17 protein-coding genes and 2 pseudogenes are annotated in these 22,149 nt (G+C 39.2%); 17 read left to right on the top strand and 2 right to left on the bottom strand.

Going from position 1 to position 22,149, the window contains the following annotated elements; genetic code table 11:
- Positions 1–125: 125 nt before the first annotated feature.
- From WA407_RS02690 to WA407_RS02770, 17 genes and pseudogenes are all read left to right on the top strand, one after another.
- Entirely contained in the window at positions 126–941 is an 816-nt protein-coding gene (locus tag WA407_RS02690) for a flagellin N-terminal helical domain-containing protein (protein WP_336076709.1), read from the top strand.
- Between the two features lie 898 nt (positions 942–1,839).
- The gene (gene rfbH, locus WA407_RS02695) at positions 1,840–3,393 is read left to right on the top strand and encodes a lipopolysaccharide biosynthesis protein RfbH (RefSeq protein WP_336076710.1); all 1,554 of its coding nucleotides are present in this window, start codon (positions 1,840–1,842) and stop codon (positions 3,391–3,393) included.
- Positions 3,394–4,117: 724 nt separating this feature from the next.
- Positions 4,118–5,166, top strand: a pseudogene (locus WA407_RS02700) (IS3 family transposase).
- 555 nt (positions 5,167–5,721) lie between these two features.
- The gene (locus WA407_RS02705; protein ID WP_336076711.1) at positions 5,722–7,587 is read left to right on the top strand and encodes a glycosyltransferase; all 1,866 of its coding nucleotides are present in this window, start codon (positions 5,722–5,724) and stop codon (positions 7,585–7,587) included.
- Between the two features lie 27 nt (positions 7,588–7,614).
- Positions 7,615–8,727, top strand: a complete 1,113-nt coding sequence (locus WA407_RS02710; protein WP_336076712.1) for a glycosyltransferase — start codon at positions 7,615–7,617, stop codon at positions 8,725–8,727.
- Between the two features lie 13 nt (positions 8,728–8,740).
- The gene (locus tag WA407_RS02715) at positions 8,741–9,925 is read left to right on the top strand and encodes a class I SAM-dependent methyltransferase (RefSeq protein ID WP_336076713.1); all 1,185 of its coding nucleotides are present in this window, start codon (positions 8,741–8,743) and stop codon (positions 9,923–9,925) included.
- Positions 9,926–9,986: 61 nt separating this feature from the next.
- Positions 9,987–10,772: a glucose-1-phosphate cytidylyltransferase gene (gene rfbF / locus WA407_RS02720; protein ID WP_336076714.1), complete on the top strand. Its 786-nt coding sequence runs from the start codon at positions 9,987–9,989 to the stop codon at positions 10,770–10,772.
- A 24-nt stretch (positions 10,773–10,796) separates the two neighbouring features.
- On the top strand, positions 10,797–11,492 hold the full coding sequence (locus tag WA407_RS02725; protein ID WP_264216843.1) for a hypothetical protein: 696 nt from the start codon (positions 10,797–10,799) through the stop codon (positions 11,490–11,492).
- Between the two features lie 2 nt (positions 11,493–11,494).
- Complete coding sequence (locus WA407_RS02730) at positions 11,495–12,391, top strand: NAD-dependent epimerase/dehydratase family protein (protein WP_336076767.1); 897 nt, start codon at positions 11,495–11,497, stop codon at positions 12,389–12,391.
- A gap of 227 nt (positions 12,392–12,618) precedes the next feature.
- Complete coding sequence (gene rfbC / locus WA407_RS02735) at positions 12,619–13,185, top strand: dTDP-4-dehydrorhamnose 3,5-epimerase (RefSeq protein ID WP_336076715.1); 567 nt, start codon at positions 12,619–12,621, stop codon at positions 13,183–13,185.
- Position 13,186: 1 nt separating this feature from the next.
- Positions 13,187–15,016, top strand: coding sequence for a glycosyltransferase family 2 protein (locus WA407_RS02740; protein WP_336076716.1), 1,830 nt, complete (start codon positions 13,187–13,189; stop codon positions 15,014–15,016).
- A gap of 9 nt (positions 15,017–15,025) precedes the next feature.
- Entirely contained in the window at positions 15,026–16,117 is a 1,092-nt protein-coding gene (rfbG, locus tag WA407_RS02745) for a CDP-glucose 4,6-dehydratase (RefSeq protein WP_336076717.1), read from the top strand.
- Between the two features lie 255 nt (positions 16,118–16,372).
- A complete protein-coding gene (locus WA407_RS02750; RefSeq protein WP_336076718.1) occupies positions 16,373–16,762 on the top strand; it encodes a flagellar protein FlaG in 390 nt (129 codons plus the stop codon).
- 12 nt (positions 16,763–16,774) lie between these two features.
- Positions 16,775–18,277, top strand: coding sequence for a flagellar filament capping protein FliD (gene fliD, locus WA407_RS02755; protein ID WP_336076719.1), 1,503 nt, complete (start codon positions 16,775–16,777; stop codon positions 18,275–18,277).
- A 20-nt stretch (positions 18,278–18,297) separates the two neighbouring features.
- Positions 18,298–18,687: a flagellar export chaperone FliS gene (gene fliS, locus WA407_RS02760; RefSeq protein WP_336076721.1), complete on the top strand. Its 390-nt coding sequence runs from the start codon at positions 18,298–18,300 to the stop codon at positions 18,685–18,687.
- A 6-nt stretch (positions 18,688–18,693) separates the two neighbouring features.
- A complete protein-coding gene (locus WA407_RS02765; protein WP_250260283.1) occupies positions 18,694–19,032 on the top strand; it encodes a hypothetical protein in 339 nt (112 codons plus the stop codon).
- A 352-nt stretch (positions 19,033–19,384) separates the two neighbouring features.
- Positions 19,385–19,582: a cold shock domain-containing protein gene (locus WA407_RS02770; protein WP_336076722.1), complete on the top strand. Its 198-nt coding sequence runs from the start codon at positions 19,385–19,387 to the stop codon at positions 19,580–19,582.
- 160 nt (positions 19,583–19,742) lie between these two features.
- On the opposite strand, the gene WA407_RS02775 is transcribed toward WA407_RS02770, so the two are convergent.
- Positions 19,743–21,032: a hypothetical protein gene (locus tag WA407_RS02775; protein WP_442952019.1), complete on the bottom strand. Its 1,290-nt coding sequence runs from the start codon at positions 21,030–21,032 to the stop codon at positions 19,743–19,745.
- Positions 20,994–22,026 (bottom strand): annotated as a pseudogene (locus tag WA407_RS02780) (DUF7507 domain-containing protein); the annotation flags it as partial. The pseudogene WA407_RS02780 and the gene WA407_RS02775, both read right to left, overlap by 39 nt.
- Positions 22,027–22,149: the final 123 nt, after the last annotated feature.

Genomic DNA, 22,149 nt, shown 5'->3' on the forward strand with positions numbered 1-22,149 from the left:
ATCGACGAGAATGTCGATATATATAGTACAAGCTATTGCGGAGGGGCGGCCGACTTCAACGGATAGCTGTAACAACAATAAACCACATGGATGTGGGACATTTACCTTCAGGGAGGAAATTTAAAATGATTATCAATCACAATATCGCTGCAATGAACACTCACCGTCAATTGAACGCGAACACTACTAACACAAACAAAGCAATCGAAAAGCTGTCTTCCGGTCTTCGTATTAACCGTGCCGGTGACGATGCTGCTGGTTTGGCAATTTCTGAAAAAATGCGTGGTCAAATCCGCGGTTTGGATATGGCTTCCAAAAATGCTCAAGATGGCATTTCTTTGATCCAAACAGCTGAAGGCGCACTGAACGAAACACACAGCATTCTGCAACGTGTTCGTGAACTGGCTGTACAATCTGCGAATGATACGAACACAGATGCTGACCGTGCTGAGCTTCAAAAAGAAGTAGCCGAATTGAGAACAGAAGTAGATCGTATCTCTACAGATACTGAGTTCAATACTAAGAAACTGCTGGACGGTGCTGGTATCAGCGGAGCGGTATTCCACATTGGTGCTAATATCGACCAAAATATTAAATTGTCTATTGGAAATATGGGTGCTGGATCACTGGGTATTAGTACAGTTGCAATTGGAACTCAATCAGGTGCTAATGCTGCAATTTCAGTTCTGGATGCGGCTATTACAAAAGTATCCGCTGAGCGTGCGAAACTGGGTGCAAACCAAAACCGTTTGGAGCACACAATCAACAACCTGGGAACTACTTCCGAAAACCTGTCTGCTGCTGAATCGCGTGTTCGTGACGTAGACATGGCTAAAGAAATGATGAACCAAACGAAAAACAATATTCTTGCTCAAGCTTCCCAAGCGATGTTGGCACAAGCAAATCAACAACCACAAGCTGTTCTTCAATTGCTTCGTTAATCGTTTTTTAATGGAACTGCTGAGATTATTCTCAGCAGTTTTTTTGTGCGCCCAGTATGGATCTATCTATAGGCTTAAAGTCTCGAATGGCGAAGGCGGCAGTAGTCATTAGCTTTAAGAAGACATATCCATCGTGAGGTGAGATTAGAAGGAAGACAACAGGAGATCTCCGACCTGAAGAATACGAACTTCATACAAGGTTAGTGTTCGATAGGATGAATTTATTAATTAAACCAAAAAAAATCTACTGATAAAGATGAACGTAAGTAAAAGAATCGGAGTATGTTGTACACAAGTAAGGTTGCTCCTTTTAGGTTGTCCTGTTAACCGAGTGGAGAACAAGTGGGAAGTGTGTGATGGCAATTCCATGCGTAGAAGAGATCAGCGAGCTTGCGGCCTTGCGACCTCATATATGATATGACATATCGAGGAATCGACTAGGAGAATTAGGGGGATAGGCAGCGCTTAAGAAGGTAGTTGCGAATTTTAGCTTAATTCGGTACCATGTTGGAATGAAATATCTTTGTGCCTTCTTGTTTTGTTGTGAAGACTAATCATCCTACATTATGGAAGTTAATATTTGAGGATGAAGATCCAAACGTTCAGCCGTGGAGGCAAGCCCTCATTAATTATACAATTGTATCCTTGAACCGAATTTTTAAGAGCCTGATAATCATTGAAACACTCGACTTACCATAGGCTCGTTCGATATGGTAAGGATACCACGAGGCGAGCGGAGAGGTGGTTACGACCAGGGCTTTGGAGTTTATGGGTAGCGTTGTAGGAATCGGAGTTTATTAGCACAATGAATCTCATTATTTTTATAACTTTAATTAACATTTTGGGAAACAATGATTGGATTTTTCAAATATGAATGAATTATAAGGGGTGTGAAAATTTGAATATCGGAAGCATAATTGACATTAAGTGTGACGGTCTGAAGGCGTTAATAAATGAGGTTAGAGATAATGAGGTTGGCGTATATATCCTCTCAGACGTATATCCGGAAAATCATTCTGATAAATACCATCTTGAAATCCCAGTTGGCACTGAGTCCTTGTATCTTGATATACGTTTGAGGACTATTATCAAGACGGATGAACTGGAACTTATTACCGCTATATCACCTGTTTTGCTTGAGAAAGTTTTACGCTTGGATATTCTTTCTAAAGTAGAAGAGTATTATGAATTATTCCATCTTGATAAAAATAAAGAATTTAATTTGGAATCTTCTACGGTATCATATGGTGGGCGTGTATATGACGAAAAGGAAATGAGGAGTTTGGTGGACTCTTCCTTGGACTTTTGGCTAACCGCCGGCCGTTATAATAAACAATTTGAAAAAGAATATGCAGAGTTTCTAGGTGTAAGATATGCGCTCCTTACTAACTCCGGATCTTCGGCTAACCTCTTAGCGTTTTCTACGTTGACGTCTCCAAAACTGAAAGATCGTCAGATCAAACCGGGAGATGAAGTAATTACGGTAGCTGCAGGGTTCCCAACGACTGTTACTCCAATCGTTCAGAACGGTGCTGTCCCTGTTTTTATTGATGTTGAATTAGGTACATATAACATCATTGTCGATCGTATTGAAGAAGCTATCACGTCGAAGACAAAAGCTATTATGATTGCACACACAATGGGAAATCCATTTGAATTAGACAGAGTCATGGAGATCGCTGAAAAATATAATTTGTGGGTGATTGAAGATAACTGTGATGCTCTAGGCTCTACATTTAATGGGAAACTCACAGGTACACACGGACATATCGGTACATCAAGCTTTTACCCTCCCCATCATATGACTATGGGTGAAGGTGGAGCAGTCTATACTAATAATGCTCTGCTAAAGTCAATTATTGAGTCATTCAGAGACTGGGGAAGGGATTGCTGGTGCCCATCAGGTTGTGATAATACTTGCAATAAGCGTTTTGGTTGGGAATTAGGCTCGTTACCATATGGATACGACCATAAATACACCTACTCTCATATTGGTTATAATCTGCGTGTTACTGAGATGCAAGCAGCTATCGGAGTGGAGCAACTTAAAAAGGTTCCCACTTTTACTCAAGTACGTAAAGATAACTTTAAGCGGCTATATGAAGGTTTGAAGGATTTGGAAGACTACTTCATTCTTCCAAGAGCAACTGAAAACTCTGATCCAAGTTGGTTCGGTTTCATTCTGACTGTGCAGGACGGCGTAAAGTTTACGAAAAATGAGATTGTTTCTTATTTGGAAGCAAATCGCATCCAAACGCGCATGCTATTTGCTGGGAATCTAACTCGTCAACCTGCATTCAGCAATGTTAATTATCGAATTAGCGGTGACCTTAAAAACACTGATAAAATCATGCGTGATACTTTTTTGGTCGGAGTATACCCGGGATTAACCGAGGAAAAAATTAAATATGTAGTGAGTAAGATTAGATCCTTTGTATTAAATAGAAAATAATATATATGAAAGATAGTTATTCTTGCAGGCGGATACTGAATACGAATCGGCGAGAGTTCTCGTATTAGACCGAACGACGATTGAAATTGGATGGGCGCCTCTCCGTTGGCTTGTACCCTCGTTCCCTGAATTCCTGTGAAATTATTTGATAGTACATCAAATTTCTTATGATATCAAGAAGTTAAGTTTATCTAGTGCATACACCTCGTTACATAGTGTAATTGTAATGAGGTGTTGCCTGCGTTTATGAATCCAACTCCTAATCGAAGAAGCTTCAAACAAGTGAATTACGGCAAAAATAAGGGAAATGATCTGCTTCCACAACTCAATTTGGACTTGCTGATTAGTAAACATTCCTACTTATGGTGTCTTCTAAAAGCTTTTTGATAATATATATCGGATGAGCGGGTTGTATCTAATACTTTACAGCTAAAGGGACGACTGGATTGGCTACACTTAATTGGACAGAAAAATGCCTCTTCGCTACTCGACATGGGGGTAAAATAGACTGCGACTTTATATGGAGAGGTGGGCATGATAAGCTGGTTAGCATCGCGAAGTCCCTATGCTTCGCGGCTTTCGCGAGTACTCATGCCCGCAGAGGCTCCAAGTCAAATCGCTCTACCAACCAATTAAAAGCATCTTTAACCACGCAGTATAGCGAAGAGCCAGAAAAATTAAGGGCTAGTAGAATGAAAATATCATAATCGGAAGCGGGTCTACTATGCCAAAACAACGACGTACTTTTACAGCGGATTTCAAGAGACAGATGGCTCAGCTATACGAGAATGGATAATCGAGAATGAATTCGAACTCAGTGTATCTGCATTAGACCGCTGGATTAAACAGGCTCAAACGACAGGTTCGTTCTCAGAGAAGGGCAACCGTTTTGCTGGAGAGAATGAGCTTATTGCCTTACGCAAAGAAAATGGGCGTCTTAAAATGGAAGTAGACATTTTAAAGCAAGCAGCGCTGAATCATGGGACGAAAGTAAAGGTCATTCAGCAAAATCGTGACAAATATTCGGTATCAACAATGTGCAAAGTCCTACAAATGTCAAGAAGTACGTACTACTACAAAGCCAAAAATCAAGCAAACGAAGATGAAATGACCAAAGAGATTGTGAATATCTTTCAAAAGAACTGAAAAGCCTACGGTACAAGAAAGATCAAGGCCAAGCTTCTGGAACGACCTTGAGGTATCCAGGCAACCGCATTGGTCGGATTATGAAAAAACATAGGCTTGTTTCTACCTAAACCGTGTCTCAGTATAAGCCTCACAAAGCGACTTGTAACGAATCAGAAATAGCTAATAAACAAATCGGAAGTTCGAACAATCCGAAACCAAACGGGCAGTGGTAAGCGATCTGACGTATGTTAAGGTATAGAACTGATGGCATTACATCTGTGTATTTGTCGACCTTTTTAATCGAGAAATGATTAGGTATAGTGCAGGTCCCTATAAGGATGCGGCTTTAGTAGGCCGAGCCTTCGCCTCAGTACAAGGAGATTTACGTCAAACTCAATGATTCCACACGGATCGAGGAAGTGAGTTTAAGAATAAATGGATCAACGAAACCCTTGAAGACTTCCAAAGCCTTTATCCCTAGAAATGGAACTTTACGATTACGTGAATTGGTACAACAAACACCGGATACATGGAACTCTCGCTTATTTAACCTCTGTCGACTACAGGAGTCCCACGATGAACCCGACACTGTTGAACGCCATGAGTGTTCGTTCACAGGGCACGCATGAGCGAGATTACGCTTAAACAAAAAGATCACTCTATCTGCTTCAGATCAACATTCCTACCTAGATACAATTGATCGGGAACTTAAGTTGTTCGGCAATACTTGGGTAATTCAATTCTACTAAGCGTGGATGTTTCTACCGCGATTGAGAATTTGTCATAAGAGCTCCAGTTCTCCGACTATTTCCCCCACAAAAAAAGCTTTATTAATACGTTCGGTTCGCACTGTTTTTTTTCGACGGCATCATCTGCATACTATCTTTTATGTTTTGTTTCTATACTAAATTTTTATTGTCGCTTGACCGCATTCTCTCAATATTATCTTGTTGTAATATACGATAACTATTGTAATCTGCATGCTGATGAATGACGAGCATCGGAAAGTCGTATCATGGAAAACTTTATGTACGAAATGATTAGTAGGAGCTGAAGTTGGTCAGCTCCTATTTAACATATAAGGGATTATCTTCATTCAGATATAGTCTAACTAATGATTATCAAGTAACCGATATATATATTAAATTAATTCGTAAATGCGAAATGAGAGGATACATGATGAAAACTATAGCGTTATGTATGATTGTAAAAAACGAGCAAGAGTATCTTAGAAGATGTCTTGATAGCGTAAAAGATAAAGTAAATCAGATTGTAATTGTCGATACAGGCTCAACAGATGAAACCGTTAATATCGCTAAAGAATACACTAATGATGTATATCATATGGATTGGATCAATGATTTTGCAGCTGCCAGAAATGAGTCCATTAAATATGCAACTACAGATTATATTCTCATACTTGACGGGGATGAATATCTTGAGGAATCCGCTAATTTACAAAAGGAAATCGCATCAGGAGCGGATTACTACTTCACAAAAATATATAATGTTATGTCATCTGATAGAGGGATAACCCATTTAGCCATTCGCATTTTTGCTAACAATAAGGGCTTGCATTATCGTAATCGTCTTCATGAGCACTTAAATACGATGGAACAAGAAGATAAATTAAAGGAAGCATATACTGAGCTGACTATTTTCCATACTGGTTACACAGATGAAATGATGAAGAGCAGAGAGAAGGCAAACAGAAATTTACCCCTCATGTTAAAAGAGGTGGAAGAGAATCCCACTGTCTATAACCTTTTTAATATGGGAAGGACGTACACATGGGTGGGGGAACATGAAAAAGCAATCAAGTACTTACAGAGAGCATACCCTTTAAGCAAAGAACTTACAATTGCTCCGGAGTTGATTTCAACATTATGTAGGAGTTTAGGTGAGTTGAAGAGATATGAAGAGGCTCTAATTATATTACAAGAGGCTACAACAATTTATCCTAGTGAAGTAGATTTAATTCACCTTCAGGCGCTGTTTTATATGGAAATTAATTACTATAAAGATGCAATAGCGAGAATGAATAAATGCCTTGAAGTGGGTGATCGAGGTATCACAGTCACTGAAGGCAACGGCAGCTATATTGCACATTTCAGACTCGCAGAATGGTATGAATCACGAAATGATTTGATGAAGAGCTATGAGCATATTTTAGAAGCTTTCAAGCTGAAAAAAGATTTTGTACCGATTATGGGGAAATATTTTAAAATTATAGAGAAAGCAAATGTTCCATTAGAAGAAGTATTTTCAATTACGCTACAATTGTATCCAATATCAAACAGTGGACAGCTAGAGAAGCTATTAGAGGTGATGTATAAGTTGAGACACCCCCTCTTGCAAAGATATCTGACAGAGTATAAGGTGAATGTTCAAGATAATGTCATGGCTACTGCGCGGCAATACACTAGGGATTATAATGGAGCGCAAGCCTTATGGTTGAAAATGGCGGATGTAGATGAGCAAAATGGGGAGGACATTTTATTATTATCCATTATCCTCAAAGATGAAACTCTATTTGGAAGGTTCAAATCACTGCTCAATCTAAGTCAAAAGGAACAAAAGAATTTATACAAAATTTTGATAAATGAAGTTTCTGAAGATGTAAAGTTAACATCACGTCTCGAGAATATATTAGAGAGAGCATTGATACATCTAATTCGATTACAGGAATTTGAAACCTTTGAAATAATATTGAATTATTTGTGGCAAGGTGGCGTTGATGTAAAAGTTAAGGTTTGTGAGCATCTTGCTGCCTATGGTTTCAACGAGATAGCTATCGATCTATTAGTTAAACTGTTTGAACAATATCCAAGGAATGTAAAGATTATTGAAATGTTGGGTGATGCTTGCCTTAGGTCGAATTATATACAAGATTCACAGCTCTTTTATACAAAACTACTTGAAATTAATGATGATTACGTGGCGTATGAGAGAGCTTACGAGCTATATGAAAAAGTGGATGATCAAATTGCAAAGAATTCTGTCCTAACTCAAATAAATCGTAAGTTCCCATTATGTGCATGGTCTAAACAGAATTTTAAAAGATAATATAATGCTCAAAATAAGGAGTCTAGTATGGAAAATTTTACAACAGGAACTAAACCTCGTCTGGTAGCTCTGTGGCCAGAATGTTTAAATGTTCATCTGACTAAAGATCTCGGAATGATACCGTTTATTCTTCATAAGTATCATAATTATGATTCTGCAATAGCATGTTATGGTATTGAGGATTTCCCTTATATAGAGGCAGAAGTTAAGGGTTTGAAGATTGATCCTGTTGAAAATGGAGGAGACATCTTAACAGATGGTAATGATTACCTCGAAAAACGAGCGAAAGAGATTGATATATTATTCTTAATGGGAATTTACCCATTTACACTGAGTTGGATGGAGAAATACAAAGCCCTTAATCCGAAAGGGAAAATATATTTAAAGCTAGACGCCAATGTCTACTGGATGAATAGTATTGACTTAACGGATAATCTATTGGAGACGCTTAAAAAGTGTGATGTGATCAGTGTTGAGAGTAAGAAGCTATACCATTATTTAAACAAAAAGTGGCCCCTAAAAATAGAGTATGTTCCTAACGGATTTTACAATTTCCATTCGAGCCCAAGCGTGAGTTTTAATGAAAAGGAAAATGTTATTTTAACAGTCGGGAGAATTGGAACTCACCAAAAAGCTAATGAAACTATGTTAGAAGCGTTTAAATTAGTTGCTTCAGAAATCCCTGACTGGAAGCTTAAACTTGTAGGAAATGTTGAGGAACATTTCCTACAATATGTTCATGAATTTTTCACTAAAAATCCTGAGCTTAGAGACAGGATTGAATTTGTTGGCCCAATTGAAAATAGGACGGCTATAGAAAATGAATATAGACAGGCTAAAGTTTTTTGTTTGACTTCGAGATACGAGGGATTTCCGTTAGTTTTCACGGAAGCTGCTAAAAGCGGGTGCTTTATCGTTTCTACTGAACTTGATCCGGCTTTTGATATTACCAAAGAAAGCGCATATGGAACTCTTTTTCCTATAGATGACCCTTATAAATTGTCTGAAATATTACTTGAGGTTTGTAATGATAATGTAAGACTAGAACAGACATGTTGTGAAATTCAAAATTACGCAGAAACTAATTTTAACTGGACTAATATATGCGATAAGCTTGATCTTTTATTACATCTAAATTAATGGGGGAACTCCAGTGATCGAAATAACATTTCAAAATGATGAAGTGAAGTTAATAAATACACAAAATAATGTTTCGGAAACTGTTTTACATTTCGGTGGGATTCATAATAACCATACAACGATAAGTTCTCCAAAGCTGCTACAGGAATACATTCATATGTTGGAAAACTATTCAACTATCCAAAAGTACACTTACGGCGAAACTACCATGATTGATATCGTGGCACTTACAAGCCTTATATACAACGAATTAATGGCTGGAAAACATACTGAGATCAGGGCTCTAGAGGTGGGAAGCTGGTTCGGTTGTTCAAGTTATTTCTTCGCCAATAGCCTCAAAACGTTCTCGGATAGTAATATCTTGTTTTGTATGGATACATGGCAGGGCAGTCCAGATACAGCAAGCCATAATATTGCAAATTTTGAAAATGCATTTGAACATTTTAAAAGTGTAATGAGATATGCCGGTGTTTACGAGAATATAAAGCCTATTGTGTGTGATTCAACGGTGGGTATGGATATTCTGCAAGACGATTATTTTGATATTATTTTCGTGGATGCTAACCATACGTATGACTATGTTTATCAGGATATAATCAAAGGAATCAGAAAGATTAAAGTAGGCGGACTATTAATGGGGCATGATTGTGAGTGTTATGCAGATGAACTTCCTCCTCATCTTTTGCATGGTGACAATAAACATCTAGATGGTATAGAAGGTTATCATACAGGTGTAATTAAAGCCCTGGATGATATTTTTGGTAGATCTTATAGCAGATTCAACTATAGTCTCGTTTGGTATAAGAGAATAACTCAAGAAGACAAAGATATGCTATTAGAAATGGATTTGGCGTATAACTACGATCAAGAAGACATTTTACAATTGGTTGATACTATGAAGGAAGCTATTCAATTTATATACCAAAACATTACAGAGGGAAAATCAGATATGCTTCAAATTCTTACCTTGGATACGGTACAGGCAGCAAATCAGCTGGAGAAAGAAATGGTCCCGCTTTGTGAGAGGCTCTATAATAAAGACTTGAAAATTAAAACGAATGAGCTAAAGAGTGCTTTATTAGATTTTCAAATTACGTATAATAATGATTTTCCGCGAGCTCTTTTTGTGCTGGAATCGAGAGTTATCGAGAGTTTCAATATATGGTTGGAATGTTTCCTTGAAAGTGAAAAAAAGTAATTTGGTGTACCTAGTTGGTGAGATTGCACAGGGTGAAATCTAAGTAAGGATGTGAGCGGTGATGAAAGTTGTTATTTTAGCAGGGGGCAGGGGAACGCGAATTAGCGAAGAATCCCATTTAAGGCCTAAACCCATGATTGAAATAGGGGATGCCCCAATACTTTGGCATATCATGAAGACCTATTCTTATTATGGCTATAATGAGTTCATTATCTGTTTGGGTTACAAAGGTTATATTATTAAAGAGTATTTTGCAAATTATTATCGCCATATGTCAGAAGCAATTACCTACGACTTCACCTCTGGCAACGCTGTCGAAGTTCACCAAAATTCAGTTGAGCCATGGAAAGTCACTTTGGTCGAGACGGGCTTAAATACAATGACTGGTAGCCGTATAAAGCGTATTGAACCTTATATAGGGAATAACCCATTTATGCTTACATATGGCGATGGCTTGGCAGACATTAATATTGAAGAACTGGTGAATTGCCATAGGGAAGGTGGGAAATTGGCTACCATTACCGGAGTGCAACCAGATGGAAGATTTGGTCGACTTGAATTGGAAGGTGAGTCTGTTAGAGGATTTACTGAAAAAGTAAAAGGAGATGGAGGCTGGATTAATGGTGGGTACATGGTTTGCCAGCCTCAAGTTTTCAATTATATTCAAGACACGGAAAAAACAATTTTAGAGCAGGAGCCTTTGCAAAACTTAGCGCACGATGGGGAATTGAACGTTTTTAGACACCATAGCTTCTGGCAGCCTATGGACACTATACGTGAAAAGATTATCCTTGATGAGCTTTGGGAGAAGCAGAAGGCTCCTTGGAAAGTATGGTCAGATTCATAAAACAATTCTATGGAGTGGAGTAGCATGTTTAAACTAACTTTAACGACGGATGATCTGCAAAATTATGTTCTTCATCAGTTAAATAATTTTTATCCTGATAATGATTTATTAGGTAAAGATATATTATTTAAAAATTCGTTTGATCATGCACTTGAACGTACTGAGTATTGTTTTCAGCATATTTCCTTACAAGCTTACCATCATCAAGGTAATACATTTTTCTCACATCTGCACTCAGATCAATACACGCTATTTTTATGGTTTTTGTCTAATTCAGTATGGAAAAGATTTGAGGATTCTGAGTTGGCGTCCAAGCTATTTTGTTTAAATAAGGCTTTAAATGGGGTAGTATGCATGTATGATGCAAATATGCCCAATATTTTCCTTATTGTACACGGTGGTGTTGTATTAGGTAAAGCATCCTACAGTGATTTTTTTGTGTGTTATCAAGGGTGTACTGTAGGTGCTATTAATGGAATCTATCCTAAGCTGGGGAAAGGAGTTATTTTGGCTCCTCAGTCATCGATTATCGGAGATTGTACTGTGGGCGATCTAGTTACAATTGGAAACCAAGCCTTGCTTAGAAATAGGAATCTGGATAGCAGATCCCTCTATTATCGCCATATCGATACAGGACAGCATGCTATTAAAAGGGCTAAAACACCATGGGTCCAGTCATTTTTCAATGTTCCAATCATACCAGATGGAGATGATCTTTGAGAGTGAAGACAGTCTTAATCAGCGGTGCAAATGGTTATATAGGGCTTCATATAGCACAGTTGCTGAAAAATAATAATTATAAAGTTATCACGGCTACACGAGACTCAGACGGGGACATTATGATGGATTTTTCGGTTCCATCGAAGGTATCACTCTTAAAATACTCAGGTATTGATGCGATGATACACACTGTTTCTCCAAATGAAGACCTTTACAGACATGAACCTTATCGTGCCTTATCAGAAAGTGCAGCTGGAATACATGCAGCAATTGATTTTTGTAAGAATAATAACATTCGTGATTTTATATATCTCTCCAGTTTTCATGTTTTCGGAAAACAAAGTGGACTATTAAGAGAAGATTCCTGCGTCACGCCAAGTAGTGACTATGGACTTGCACATGTTACAGCTGAACAAACTGCTGGAATGTTTGATCGTAACAAACAAATCAATGCATGGATAATCCGTCCGTCTAATCTTTTTGGAGTCCCAGTAAATCTAGAACGGTTCAAGAGGTGGAATTTAGTACCTTTTCTATTTTGTAAGGAAGCAGTAGAGCAGCAACGAATAACGCTTTTAACTTCAGGTAATCAGCTTCGTAATTTTGTAGGGGTTTCTGATGTGTTAAAAAGAGTATTATGGACGCTAGAAAAAAAACCGATTAATCGTGTTATACATGCTTATGGTAAGGAAACTATGAGCATCTTGCATTATGCGTATTTGGTTCAAAAGGTTGCATTGGAAAACTTCAATCTTCCAGTGCAGATTATTCGACCAGAAGGAGAAGATCAGGTCATTCAATTTCAATTTACAAGTTTATATAAAGATCTTGAAATTTTACCAACGGGTAACATGGAGAAGTTTGTTAATGAAATGCTGGAAGCCCTTCTTACGCGTTGACAGAAGGAAATAGTCAATTATGATGTGCTAATATTAAGTTTGTGTTAATTGAATAATATAAACGATTTTTTGAAAATCCATTATAATTTTAAACTTTCAAAAAATAAGCGGAATAACTTTTTCAAATAAAAGAGAGAGAAACTTATCCGCTTAACTTCTCTGGAAGAGATCGTGGCTTTGAACAAATCCTTGTTAAATAGATTATTGAGGATTATAGGGGGATATAGATGTTAATTCATTCTACACCTTTGAACCAAGCAGTGGTAATTGAATTAGAACCTATTAAAGACGAACGAGGTTACTTTGCTAGGAGTTTTTGCAAAAAAACAATGATGAAGTATGGAATTTCCTTCGAAATGACTCAATCTAACGTGACATTTAACCAGAAAGCAGGGACTCTTAGAGGTATGCATTTTCAATTGCCTCCTTATTGTGAAGATAAAATTGTTACTTGCTTTAGTGGCACAATATATGACGTCATTATTGATCTCAATCGTGAAAGCTCTACGTTTGGAAAGTGGTACGGGTTAACACTATCTGATAAGAATTGCTTATCTTTATATATACCAAAAGGTTTTGCACATGGTTATCAAACAATGACTGATAATACAATAATTCACTATTTAATGAGTGAAAATCATACTCCCTCCCACGAGTCGGGAGTTCGTTGGAATGATCAAGCATTTGGATTAAAGTGGCCTAAGATAGATCATTTAACTATTTCAAAGAAGGATGAAAATTGGAAAGACTTCAATATGAATACTGATGGAGTTTCGTTACAAAAGGGAGAGTAAGATGGATAATTATACAGCTACGCAACTCCTTCAGTCTTTGCAAGTTGGACATGAAGGAATCAGGTATTTGGAAAATTGTATTCAAAGTGGTGAATTAAATACCTCGGATCTTGCAATTTTGGATGATCTGTCAGATCTACTGAGTGTGGTGGATAGTTCCACCGCTACAGTAGCTACTCCTAACCGTGTGAAGGAAATTAACGCTAACATTATGTTTTATATCAATGAGCTTAAAGAGAATGCAATCCGTGGTAATGTGGAACTATTTTTATATGATTTTCGCTTCCATTTTAGTTCATTGTATAGAATATTAGAGTTTGAGGTTGCCTATATTGTAGAAAATTTGGTTACCAAACAAGATTATCCACGGTTCTATCCGGAAATAGGAGTCGTGGATCATAATGATATTTCTACAAAAGGTGTGAATTCACTCTGTAAAGTCAGTGTCGTTTTATTAGCATACAATAATCTCGATTATACGAGAGATTGTGTAGAGAGCATTTTAATGAATACTAATAATGTAGATTATGAATTGATTTTAGTAGATAACGGATCTACAGATGGGACTAAAGAGTATTTTGATTCTATTCCAGGTGCGAAAGTTATCCATTTAAAATATAATATACATCTTGTTAAAGGATTCAACATGGGCCTGATGGCAGCAGAGGGGAAATACTCTGCTGCTGTATGTAACGACTTTATTTTTACTCCAAATTGGTTGAAAAACTTAATGATTTGCATTGAATCAGATGATCAAATCGGATTTGCCTCTCCAGGAGCAACCTCTATTTCTAACTTGCAGCAAATTTCTATTCCGTTTATATCCAAAGAAGATTTTCAAGAAAAAGCTAAAGAGTACAATGTAAGCGATCCTTCTAAATGGGAAGAACGGGTGGTATTACTACCTAACGTTTTGTGTTGTCCAACAGCACTTCTAAGTAGAATCGGATATTATGATACTCGCTTTTTCCGTGGTGAGTTTTTGGATGATGATATCAGTTTTAGAATTAGACGTGCTGGTTATAAACTCATATATTGTGGAGATACAGTAACGCATCATTATGGTAGTCTGACTACGGTAACTGACCATCAGACCAATTCTCTCGAAGAAGGCCGGGAAACTTTTATAGAAAAATACGGACTTGACGCTTGGATGGACGCGCGCATGATTTCGACATACCTGGATATAGAAACAGGTCTTCTTTCTAACGTAAATTCAATTCTTGGGATTGACGTAAAATGCGGAGCTACTTTATTGCAAATAAAAAATCGTATTTGGTCATTACATGGAAACAAACCAAAGTTATCTGTTTGTACAACAGAACGAAGATATGATGTAGATGTCAGTAGTATTGCGGAACAGGTGTTTCCGCTGAATAGTTTAAATCAACTGCCAGAAGTTCTGCAAAAAAATATTGACTTAGTATACATTGAAAAGCCACTGGATTGTTATTCAGATAATCTGGAAACTATCTTTTTTAGCCTTGCTAACACAATGGCTGCTAATGGTAAGTTGGTTTTTACGGTTAACAATACTATTAGTATAGAGACATTGTATGCAATGTTGAATTCATCAAATTCAGTTCATAATCGTAAGATCTACATTCGCGACATGGTTTGCGCCCAAGCAAGAACCTATGGTTTTGAGCTTTTTTCAATTGTGAATTATACTCCACAACGTAATCCTGAGAGTGACCAGATGGTTGAGAACATAGCTCAGTTTTTAGGTGATGGAAAGGAAAATGAAGTGAATTACTTGAAGTCCCTATTAAAGAGTACGTATGAAATATATCAAATGAGCTATACTGGAAATAATCTATATGAAAGTTGAGAAGCATGTATGGGGAAATCAGGTATTGTAAGTCGTAACTTTTGGTTGGGAAAACGTATATTTCTTACTGGACATACAGGATTCAAAGGAAGTTGGCTTAGCCTGTGGCTTCATAGTATGGGGGCTCATATTACGGGGTTTTCCGTAGATATTCCCTCAACTCCATCTTTGTTTGATTTGGGAAATATAGGGGAGGTTTTGGTTGAGTCTGTTATAGATGGTGATGTGACAGACTTTGAAAAGCTAAAACAATCCATGCAGAAGGCGAATCCGGAAGTCATTATTCATATGGCAGCACAACCACTGGTTAGAAAATCATATGAGAGTCCAGTCGAAACATACGCTACAAACGTAATGGGGACTGTTAATGTGATGGAGGCTGCGCGTAGTTGTCCTTCGGTACGTGTTATATTAAATGTTACAACGGACAAATGTTACGAGAATCAGGAATGGCATTGGGGATACCGGGAGATTGATACTCTGGGTGGATATGATCCATATTCTAGTAGCAAAGCTTGTTCAGAGCTGGTTACCTCAGCATATCGTCGATCCTTTTTTCAATCATCCGATATCAGAGTGGCTACGGCGCGAGCAGGAAATGTGATCGGTGGAGGTGATTGGGCAGAAGATCGACTAATTCCCGATTTGGTTAAGTCATTGAGGAGTGGAAAGCAAATTCAAATACGAAATCCTGAGGCTATCCGCCCTTGGCAACATGTGCTTGAGCCCTTATCGGGATATCTACTGCTTTGCCAAAACTTATACTTAGAAGGCGATGACTTTGCTCAAGCCTGGAATTTTGGACCGCGAGACGGCGATGCTAGGTCAGTTGAATGGATAGTCGAACAGATGCTCAGCAAATGGCCTTATGAGCATCCTGGGTATCAGGTAATAAGACAGGATCATATGCATGAAGCAAATATGCTCAAGCTGGACTGCTCCAAGGCGTTGAAGGAGCTTAATTGGGCTCCAAGGTGGCAGTTGGATAGAGCATTGGAGGCTACTATTCAATGGGTTGCTGGTTATTTGCAAGGCAGAGATATAAAGGAACTGTGTGAGCGGCAAATTGCTGAATATGAAGCAGATTGTTTGGATGGATAAAAGAAAATTATATTGCACAGTATGAAACTAATCTATACAAATGGCCATTACTTTTTTAGTTTTCATATGAAATAAAGGTAGAACCCTCAAGCGGACATTTTTTTGGGGGGGTTACCTTTTTTTTATATGTCAGAAATGAAAGTTTTCAGTTTCAATGACCGACATGTATAGAGGTAATCAATTTTAATCATTCTATTCAAACTCAAGCATTGGGAACCGATAAATATAATAAATAATCCCATCGGAGGTTGTAAGATGAATCTGCAATTCTCTCTTTCGACGAATGCGGTGAGTGGCAAAGCAAACGGTATAAGCCAACATAGCGATGCTGTAGCAAATCAGGATAGCCAGCAAATACAGGCCGTGAGAAATGGATCAGAATTGAGCAAGCTTGAAAGGCAGGGAGTTTCATTCTCCATGGGGGATGAACAGCTCATTAAGGCGATAGATCGAGCTGTTAAGGCTCTTCAGGGTCCTACAACCACGTTGGAAATGAGTGTGCATGAAAAAACACATCAGATCTTGGTCAAAGTTCTCAATAAAGACACCGGGGAATTGATTCGAGAGATTCCTCCTGAAAAGACCCTTGATTTAGTAGCAAAGATGATGGAAATTGCAGGGATTCTTATCGATGAAAAAGTATAAGGAGGTAATGAAATGCGTATAAACGGTTTCTCGGGAATGGATATAGATAGTATGGTCACCTCGTTAATGACTGCGAAGAAGTCTCCATTGAATAAGCTGAACCAGCAGAAGCAGACATTAGAGTGGACGCGTGATAGTTACCGTGAATTAAATACTAAGATCGTTCAGTTTAGCGATAAGTTGCGCGATTTAATGACTAAGTCTGACAAAATGAACACTCAGAAAGCAACGTTAACTGGTAATACAACGGCTATTAAAGCGGAAGCTAATGCTGATGCTAGCTCTACACCTATGTCTGTAGTCGTTAACAAGTTAGCAACAAAGTCCAATATGCAGACCTCTACAGGCCTACGTACTGCTGGAAGCAGTACGGCAGATGCTACTAAAAATACTACATTGGAGCAAATTGCAGGTGGCAGTGCGTCAGATACTTATGAGTTAAATATCAATGATAAAACAATCACGTTTCTGAAAACCGATACAATATCTGCGGTGATGGGCCGCATCAATTCAGAAGGGGCGAATGTAACAGCGACTTTTGATGAAATCAGTGGTAAGTTCTCCATTACAGCTAAAGATTATGGGGATAAAAATAATATTAAATTAACTGGTGCTGATAAGCAGGTTAAAAGCAGTACGCTTATGGATTTATTCCAAATTAGTTCTACAGATGTAAAGGCGGCTGAAAAAGGGGAAGTTATAGTAACGAATACTGCAGATTCGAGTTCCAAAACTTATAATCCTGATAACAATTCCCTTGTTGTTAATGGAGTGTCACTGACTCTGTTAGAGACTACTGGAACTACTGGACCAGCTAAAATCACAACACAATCAGATCCAACAAAAGCTATGGAGACCATTAAATCTTTTGTGGATACTTATAATGACCTATTAAGTACATTTAATACGAAGCTAAGTGAACAAAAGTATCGCGATTTTCCTCCACTGACAGCCGATCAAAGGAAAGACATGAAGGAAGATGAAATTAAGCAGTGGGAAGAAAAGGCGAAAAGTGGTCTTCTTAAAAATGACTCCATTTTAAGTTCCGCTGTGTCTTCTATGCGTATGGTTATTTCTAGTAAATTAGGCGATTTAAGTTCGGTTGGTATTACTACAGGTCAATATTTCGAAAATGGTAAATTACAAATTAATGAAGAGAAGCTGAAAGCTGCTTTGACGACAAATCCGGATAAGGTTATGAATATATTCAAAGGGTCGTCTGATGTTGTAAACAGCAAGCCTCTCTTTAGCGAATTAAGAAGTAAGCTTGATACTACGTTAGACATGTTTGTAAAAAAAGCAGGTACATCAAAATTCGATACAAATGCTAGTATGACCTTAAAGGCTGACAGTATAATGGGAAAGCAGCTTAAAAACTATAACAGCGATATTACAGAGATGACCAAAAAACTTGCTGATGCTGAAAAACGGTATTACAAGCAGTTTTCGGCTATGGAATCGGCTATGAACAAGTACCAGTCGCAATCGTCCAGTTTGACAAGCTTTTTACAATAGTTTAGAAAAGGGTGATTCGTTTGATCTCATCTCCTTATGAAAAATATAAACAGTCTTCGGTGCAGACCTCTACTCCTGGGCAGCTCATTATTATGTTATATGATGGTGCCATTCGCTTTGTAAAGGCCGGTCTTGAAGGAATATCATCTAATGATATTGCTAAAGCAAACATAAACCTGGGCAAAGCACAAACCATTATTAGTGAGCTAATGTCCACGTTAAACTACTCGTATGACATTTCCAAAAATTTATATGCTTTATATGAGTATATGAACTATTTATTGATTCAAACGAATATCAAGAAAAAGATTGAATCAGGTGAAGAAGTTCTGGGTTATCTGCAAGAATTACGTGAAACTTGGGTTACAGTGAACAAGCTAACCGCAGGTATGTCATTGTCAACGGAATAGTAAGCTATGATAAATGAAGCTTTATCCCAATTAGAGCAACTCACCCAACAATTCATACTTCGACTGAATGAGACAAATTACGAGGAAGTTGAGGTATTTGTCGAAGTTCGTCAAATGAAGGTGGATAAACTGCTGAGTGTCTTGATAAATACGCCTATGACAGCGGAGCAAAAACAGAAATTAGAGTCTATTCTAAGCCATGATGCAATAATTGATCAGCACATGCAATCGCTAAAACAGGAAGCCCAAAATTGGCTTGTCCAAAGAAATATAGCCAAATCGCAACGTAATGCTTATGAAACTAACTATACGCCTGATAGCTTTCTGATGGATCGTAGGAAATAATTTTAAAAAGCTCTTGCCCAACACGTTATATGGTGTGGACGAGAGCTTTTTTTACATTTGTAAAGCCACTAATTGAGTTTAAACGAAAAGAAAGCTCTATACAAAAAAACTATCACTTTATTGTTTCAGGCACTAAAATATAGTTTAAAACATGATTAGTAAGTCTACTTTAGTTCAAGTTCTAATAGTTCAAGGAACAAAGTTGTTGACTATTTACCCATTGTATTATATATGGAATAACTATACATGAAAACATTATCAATTCCAATTGACAATGGATAACTTTGGGTGGTATAGTCGGAAATGTGGGCGAGAGCTTCACTTCATTTGATGACGAAGGGAATGTTAGTGCATGCAAGGTAAAGTAAAATGGTTTAACGCAGAAAAAGGTTATGCTTTCATTGAAACATCTGACGGCGGCGACGTATTTGTACATTTTTCCGCAATTCAAACAGAAGGCTTCAAAACACTTGAAGAAGGACAAGACGTGGAGTTCGACATTGTCGAAGGCGCACGTGGACCACAAGCCGCTAACGTAACCAAATTATAATCATCCCCGGCATAGCCGACCTACATAATTGGTAAGATGGTTAGCAATGGATAACGCGCTAGCAACTGCCCTGGAATATATTCCAGGGCTTTTTTATGTTTTCTAAATACATAAAAAAGGCTCCTTACCCGGTGGTAAGGAGCTCAACACAATAGAACATTTACTCTAGAGAACCATCAAAGTCAGCCATCTCCACAAAAATGGTATTGGAGGAGGCAAATTGTTTTTCTACGCTTCCGTCTGGATAGCGGAATTGATAGCGTAGGATGGCCTGGGCAATCAGATACGCGCGGAGCGCAGATTCGATGTCGAAGGAAAAGACGATGACGGCTTTGTGGTCTGGGTCAAGCCGACCTAACGGAATACCTTGAAGTAGATTAGGATGCGGAAGCGGCACAGAATTCACGGTGACCGTTCGAAGCAAAATGAAATCTTCGGCTGCAAATGGTGCAGTGAGCAATAACTCTTCCAGTGGAGTATTGCCGATGTTTTCCACATGGACGGTAAAGGACAGGGTATCTTCTTGGCCGACACGCAAAGCGCTGGAGCTAAGCGTAAGTTTAGGGATGGCTGCAATAACGGTCACGCCGACGGTGTTGGTTTGGGCGGTTTCCTGGATGGTCTCTCCTCCACTACGACGTGAAGTGTATTCGATGGTGGCTCGGTTGCTGAATATTCCATCTGCAGGCGCTTCACGAATTTGCGCCTGGAGCGTAAGGATGAGCGTCTCCCCTGGGGCAATATCCGGAAGCGTGATACCTGCGGCGGGATTAGCGCCTGGCTGTGCTTTTTCTTGGATAGTTAGGCTGTTGGGTACATAAATGAGTCCATGCGGCAATGGGTCTGTGAACAGCGGATACTGCGCTGGGATTCCTCCTTTGTTTGTAATCTGTATGGTGAAGGTGAGTGTGTCACCTACAGAGGCATCCGTGATATTCACCTTCTTAACTAATTCGAGCAGTGGGAATACAACTGGGATTGTAACGGTATTGGTAGTCAATGTTCCCAATACGGTTCTTCCTCCAGGTAACGTAAACGAGTAGGCAAGGGCAGCTTGATTTACGATGTATGGAGGCGTCTCCGATACGGTCACTTGATAAGTCAGTGTCAATGACTGCCCAGGTTCCACTGCCCCAAGGCTAACACCGACAGCAGGATCGGTTCCTGACAGTGATTGACCGTTCAACTGTATGCTGTCAGGAATCAATAGAGTCCCGGCAGGAATGAAATTTTGCAGTGTAACTTCGGATGTTACGTTGCCAAAGTTGTTGAGCAGTAACGTATAAGTGAGGCGTTCTCCTGCGATAGCCTCTGTATTTTCCGTGGAGATACTTGCGGCAAGCTGTGGATCAAAAACAGTTATAGTCACGGTATTGCTGGTAACCTCGCTCGCACCGTCACTGCCAGCATATTGACGGAGCATTGATATCAATTTGAATGGCATTGGCATTTACAGTGTAAATGTCGCCATTTGTTGTCAGCTGGAGGACGCCTGTGGTTTGGCTGTTGAGCAGCGTGGAGGAAATATCGACATTGGTAATGTCCCAGCCTTGCCTTCCGCCCGTCACCTGCGTTCCAGGTGCCCCATTCACGGCATTAATTGTACCGAAGGTCCCGGTCGTGACCAATGTACCGTCGTCTCCGTTTATTTGAGAAGCGAAAAAATTAGTTGAAAAATTATTAGGCCCAGACAGCGCAGTCAAACTGGATGTGGTAGGTCCAAACAATGCACGGTCACCAGTGATGTCCACGTCACCCTCTTGGGCGCTAATCAGCGCCCTACCGCGCAAAGTCCCCTGTACGGGCGTGGTAAAGCCGCTCACCACGACATTGACCGAGCCTGTAGCGGTACTGACCCCTTCACCACCAACGCGTAGCGACAGGTTACGGAAGGGCAGAGATGGGTTATTGTACACCACAGCCAGCGTCCAGCCGGCATGGTTGGTGTTGGTGGAATCGGGAACCGTGATGGTGCCCGTCACATTTCCGACCGTGTATGCCCCTGCACCGCCTTGAATGACTAGATTTGTGACATTCGCTGTTCTCACATAGGTACTGAGACTGGTGACGTTGACTGATGTTGCAGATTCAGGACTGACCGTAGTAGATAAAGCAGGTGTCTGAAATGTGACCGGGTTGTTGGTGCTGGATAATACATTGGTACTGCCGTTCGCATAACTTCCTCCCCAAATAAGCTCAGCGTACAGCACCGTACTGCCCACAGGAAGCACAAGGAATGCTGTCGATGAGTTACTGGTAAAGGCAGAAGTCGTACCGAATGGATACGTGCCGAAGCGAGAGGCTATATTGGTTGTGATGAAAGCGCCAATGCTGGTCGCTGTTCCCGGCACTCCTACCGAATTAGAGCGTGCCAGCCCAAGTGTATTCCCTATAAAGGTAACAGCCCCCGTCTGGTTCGTTACGTAACGCTGAATAAAAGCCATGGATTAGCTTCCTACTTTCCATCTCTTCCAAATCCGTTATCTTGGGATCTCCGTAATAGGAAGAGCCAGCTAGGCTGGGTGTAATAATCCTTTCGTATAAATGGCCTGCGTTGTAACCAGGCC

It is taken from the genome of Paenibacillus sp. 203 (assembly GCF_037027525.1).
Classification (GTDB): Bacteria; Bacillota; Bacilli; order Paenibacillales; family Paenibacillaceae; genus Paenibacillus; species Paenibacillus polymyxa_B.

What these genes read in the sequence shown, in the direction of transcription:
- WA407_RS02690 (WP_336076709.1), top strand. Translation starts at nt 126, where the DNA reads ATGATTATCAATCACAATATCGCTGCAATGAACACTCACCGTCAATTG.
- WA407_RS02705 (WP_336076711.1), top strand. Translation starts at nt 5,722, where the DNA reads ATGATTGTAAAAAACGAGCAAGAGTATCTTAGAAGATGTCTTGATAGC.
- WA407_RS02710 (WP_336076712.1), top strand. Translation starts at nt 7,615, where the DNA reads ATGGAAAATTTTACAACAGGAACTAAACCTCGTCTGGTAGCTCTGTGG.
- rfbF (WP_336076714.1), top strand. Translation starts at nt 9,987, where the DNA reads ATGAAAGTTGTTATTTTAGCAGGGGGCAGGGGAACGCGAATTAGCGAA.
- WA407_RS02725 (WP_264216843.1), top strand. Translation starts at nt 10,797, where the DNA reads ATGTTTAAACTAACTTTAACGACGGATGATCTGCAAAATTATGTTCTT.
- rfbC (WP_336076715.1), top strand. Translation starts at nt 12,619, where the DNA reads ATGTTAATTCATTCTACACCTTTGAACCAAGCAGTGGTAATTGAATTA.
- WA407_RS02740 (WP_336076716.1), top strand. Translation starts at nt 13,187, where the DNA reads ATGGATAATTATACAGCTACGCAACTCCTTCAGTCTTTGCAAGTTGGA.
- rfbG (WP_336076717.1), top strand. Translation starts at nt 15,026, where the DNA reads ATGGGGAAATCAGGTATTGTAAGTCGTAACTTTTGGTTGGGAAAACGT.
- WA407_RS02750 (WP_336076718.1), top strand. Translation starts at nt 16,373, where the DNA reads ATGAATCTGCAATTCTCTCTTTCGACGAATGCGGTGAGTGGCAAAGCA.
- fliD (WP_336076719.1), top strand. Translation starts at nt 16,775, where the DNA reads ATGCGTATAAACGGTTTCTCGGGAATGGATATAGATAGTATGGTCACC.
- WA407_RS02765 (WP_250260283.1), top strand. Translation starts at nt 18,694, where the DNA reads ATGATAAATGAAGCTTTATCCCAATTAGAGCAACTCACCCAACAATTC.
- WA407_RS02770 (WP_336076722.1), top strand. Translation starts at nt 19,385, where the DNA reads ATGCAAGGTAAAGTAAAATGGTTTAACGCAGAAAAAGGTTATGCTTTC.
- WA407_RS02775 (WP_442952019.1), bottom strand. Translation starts at nt 21,032, where the DNA reads ATGCCAATGCCATTCAAATTGATATCAATGCTCCGTCAATATGCTGGC.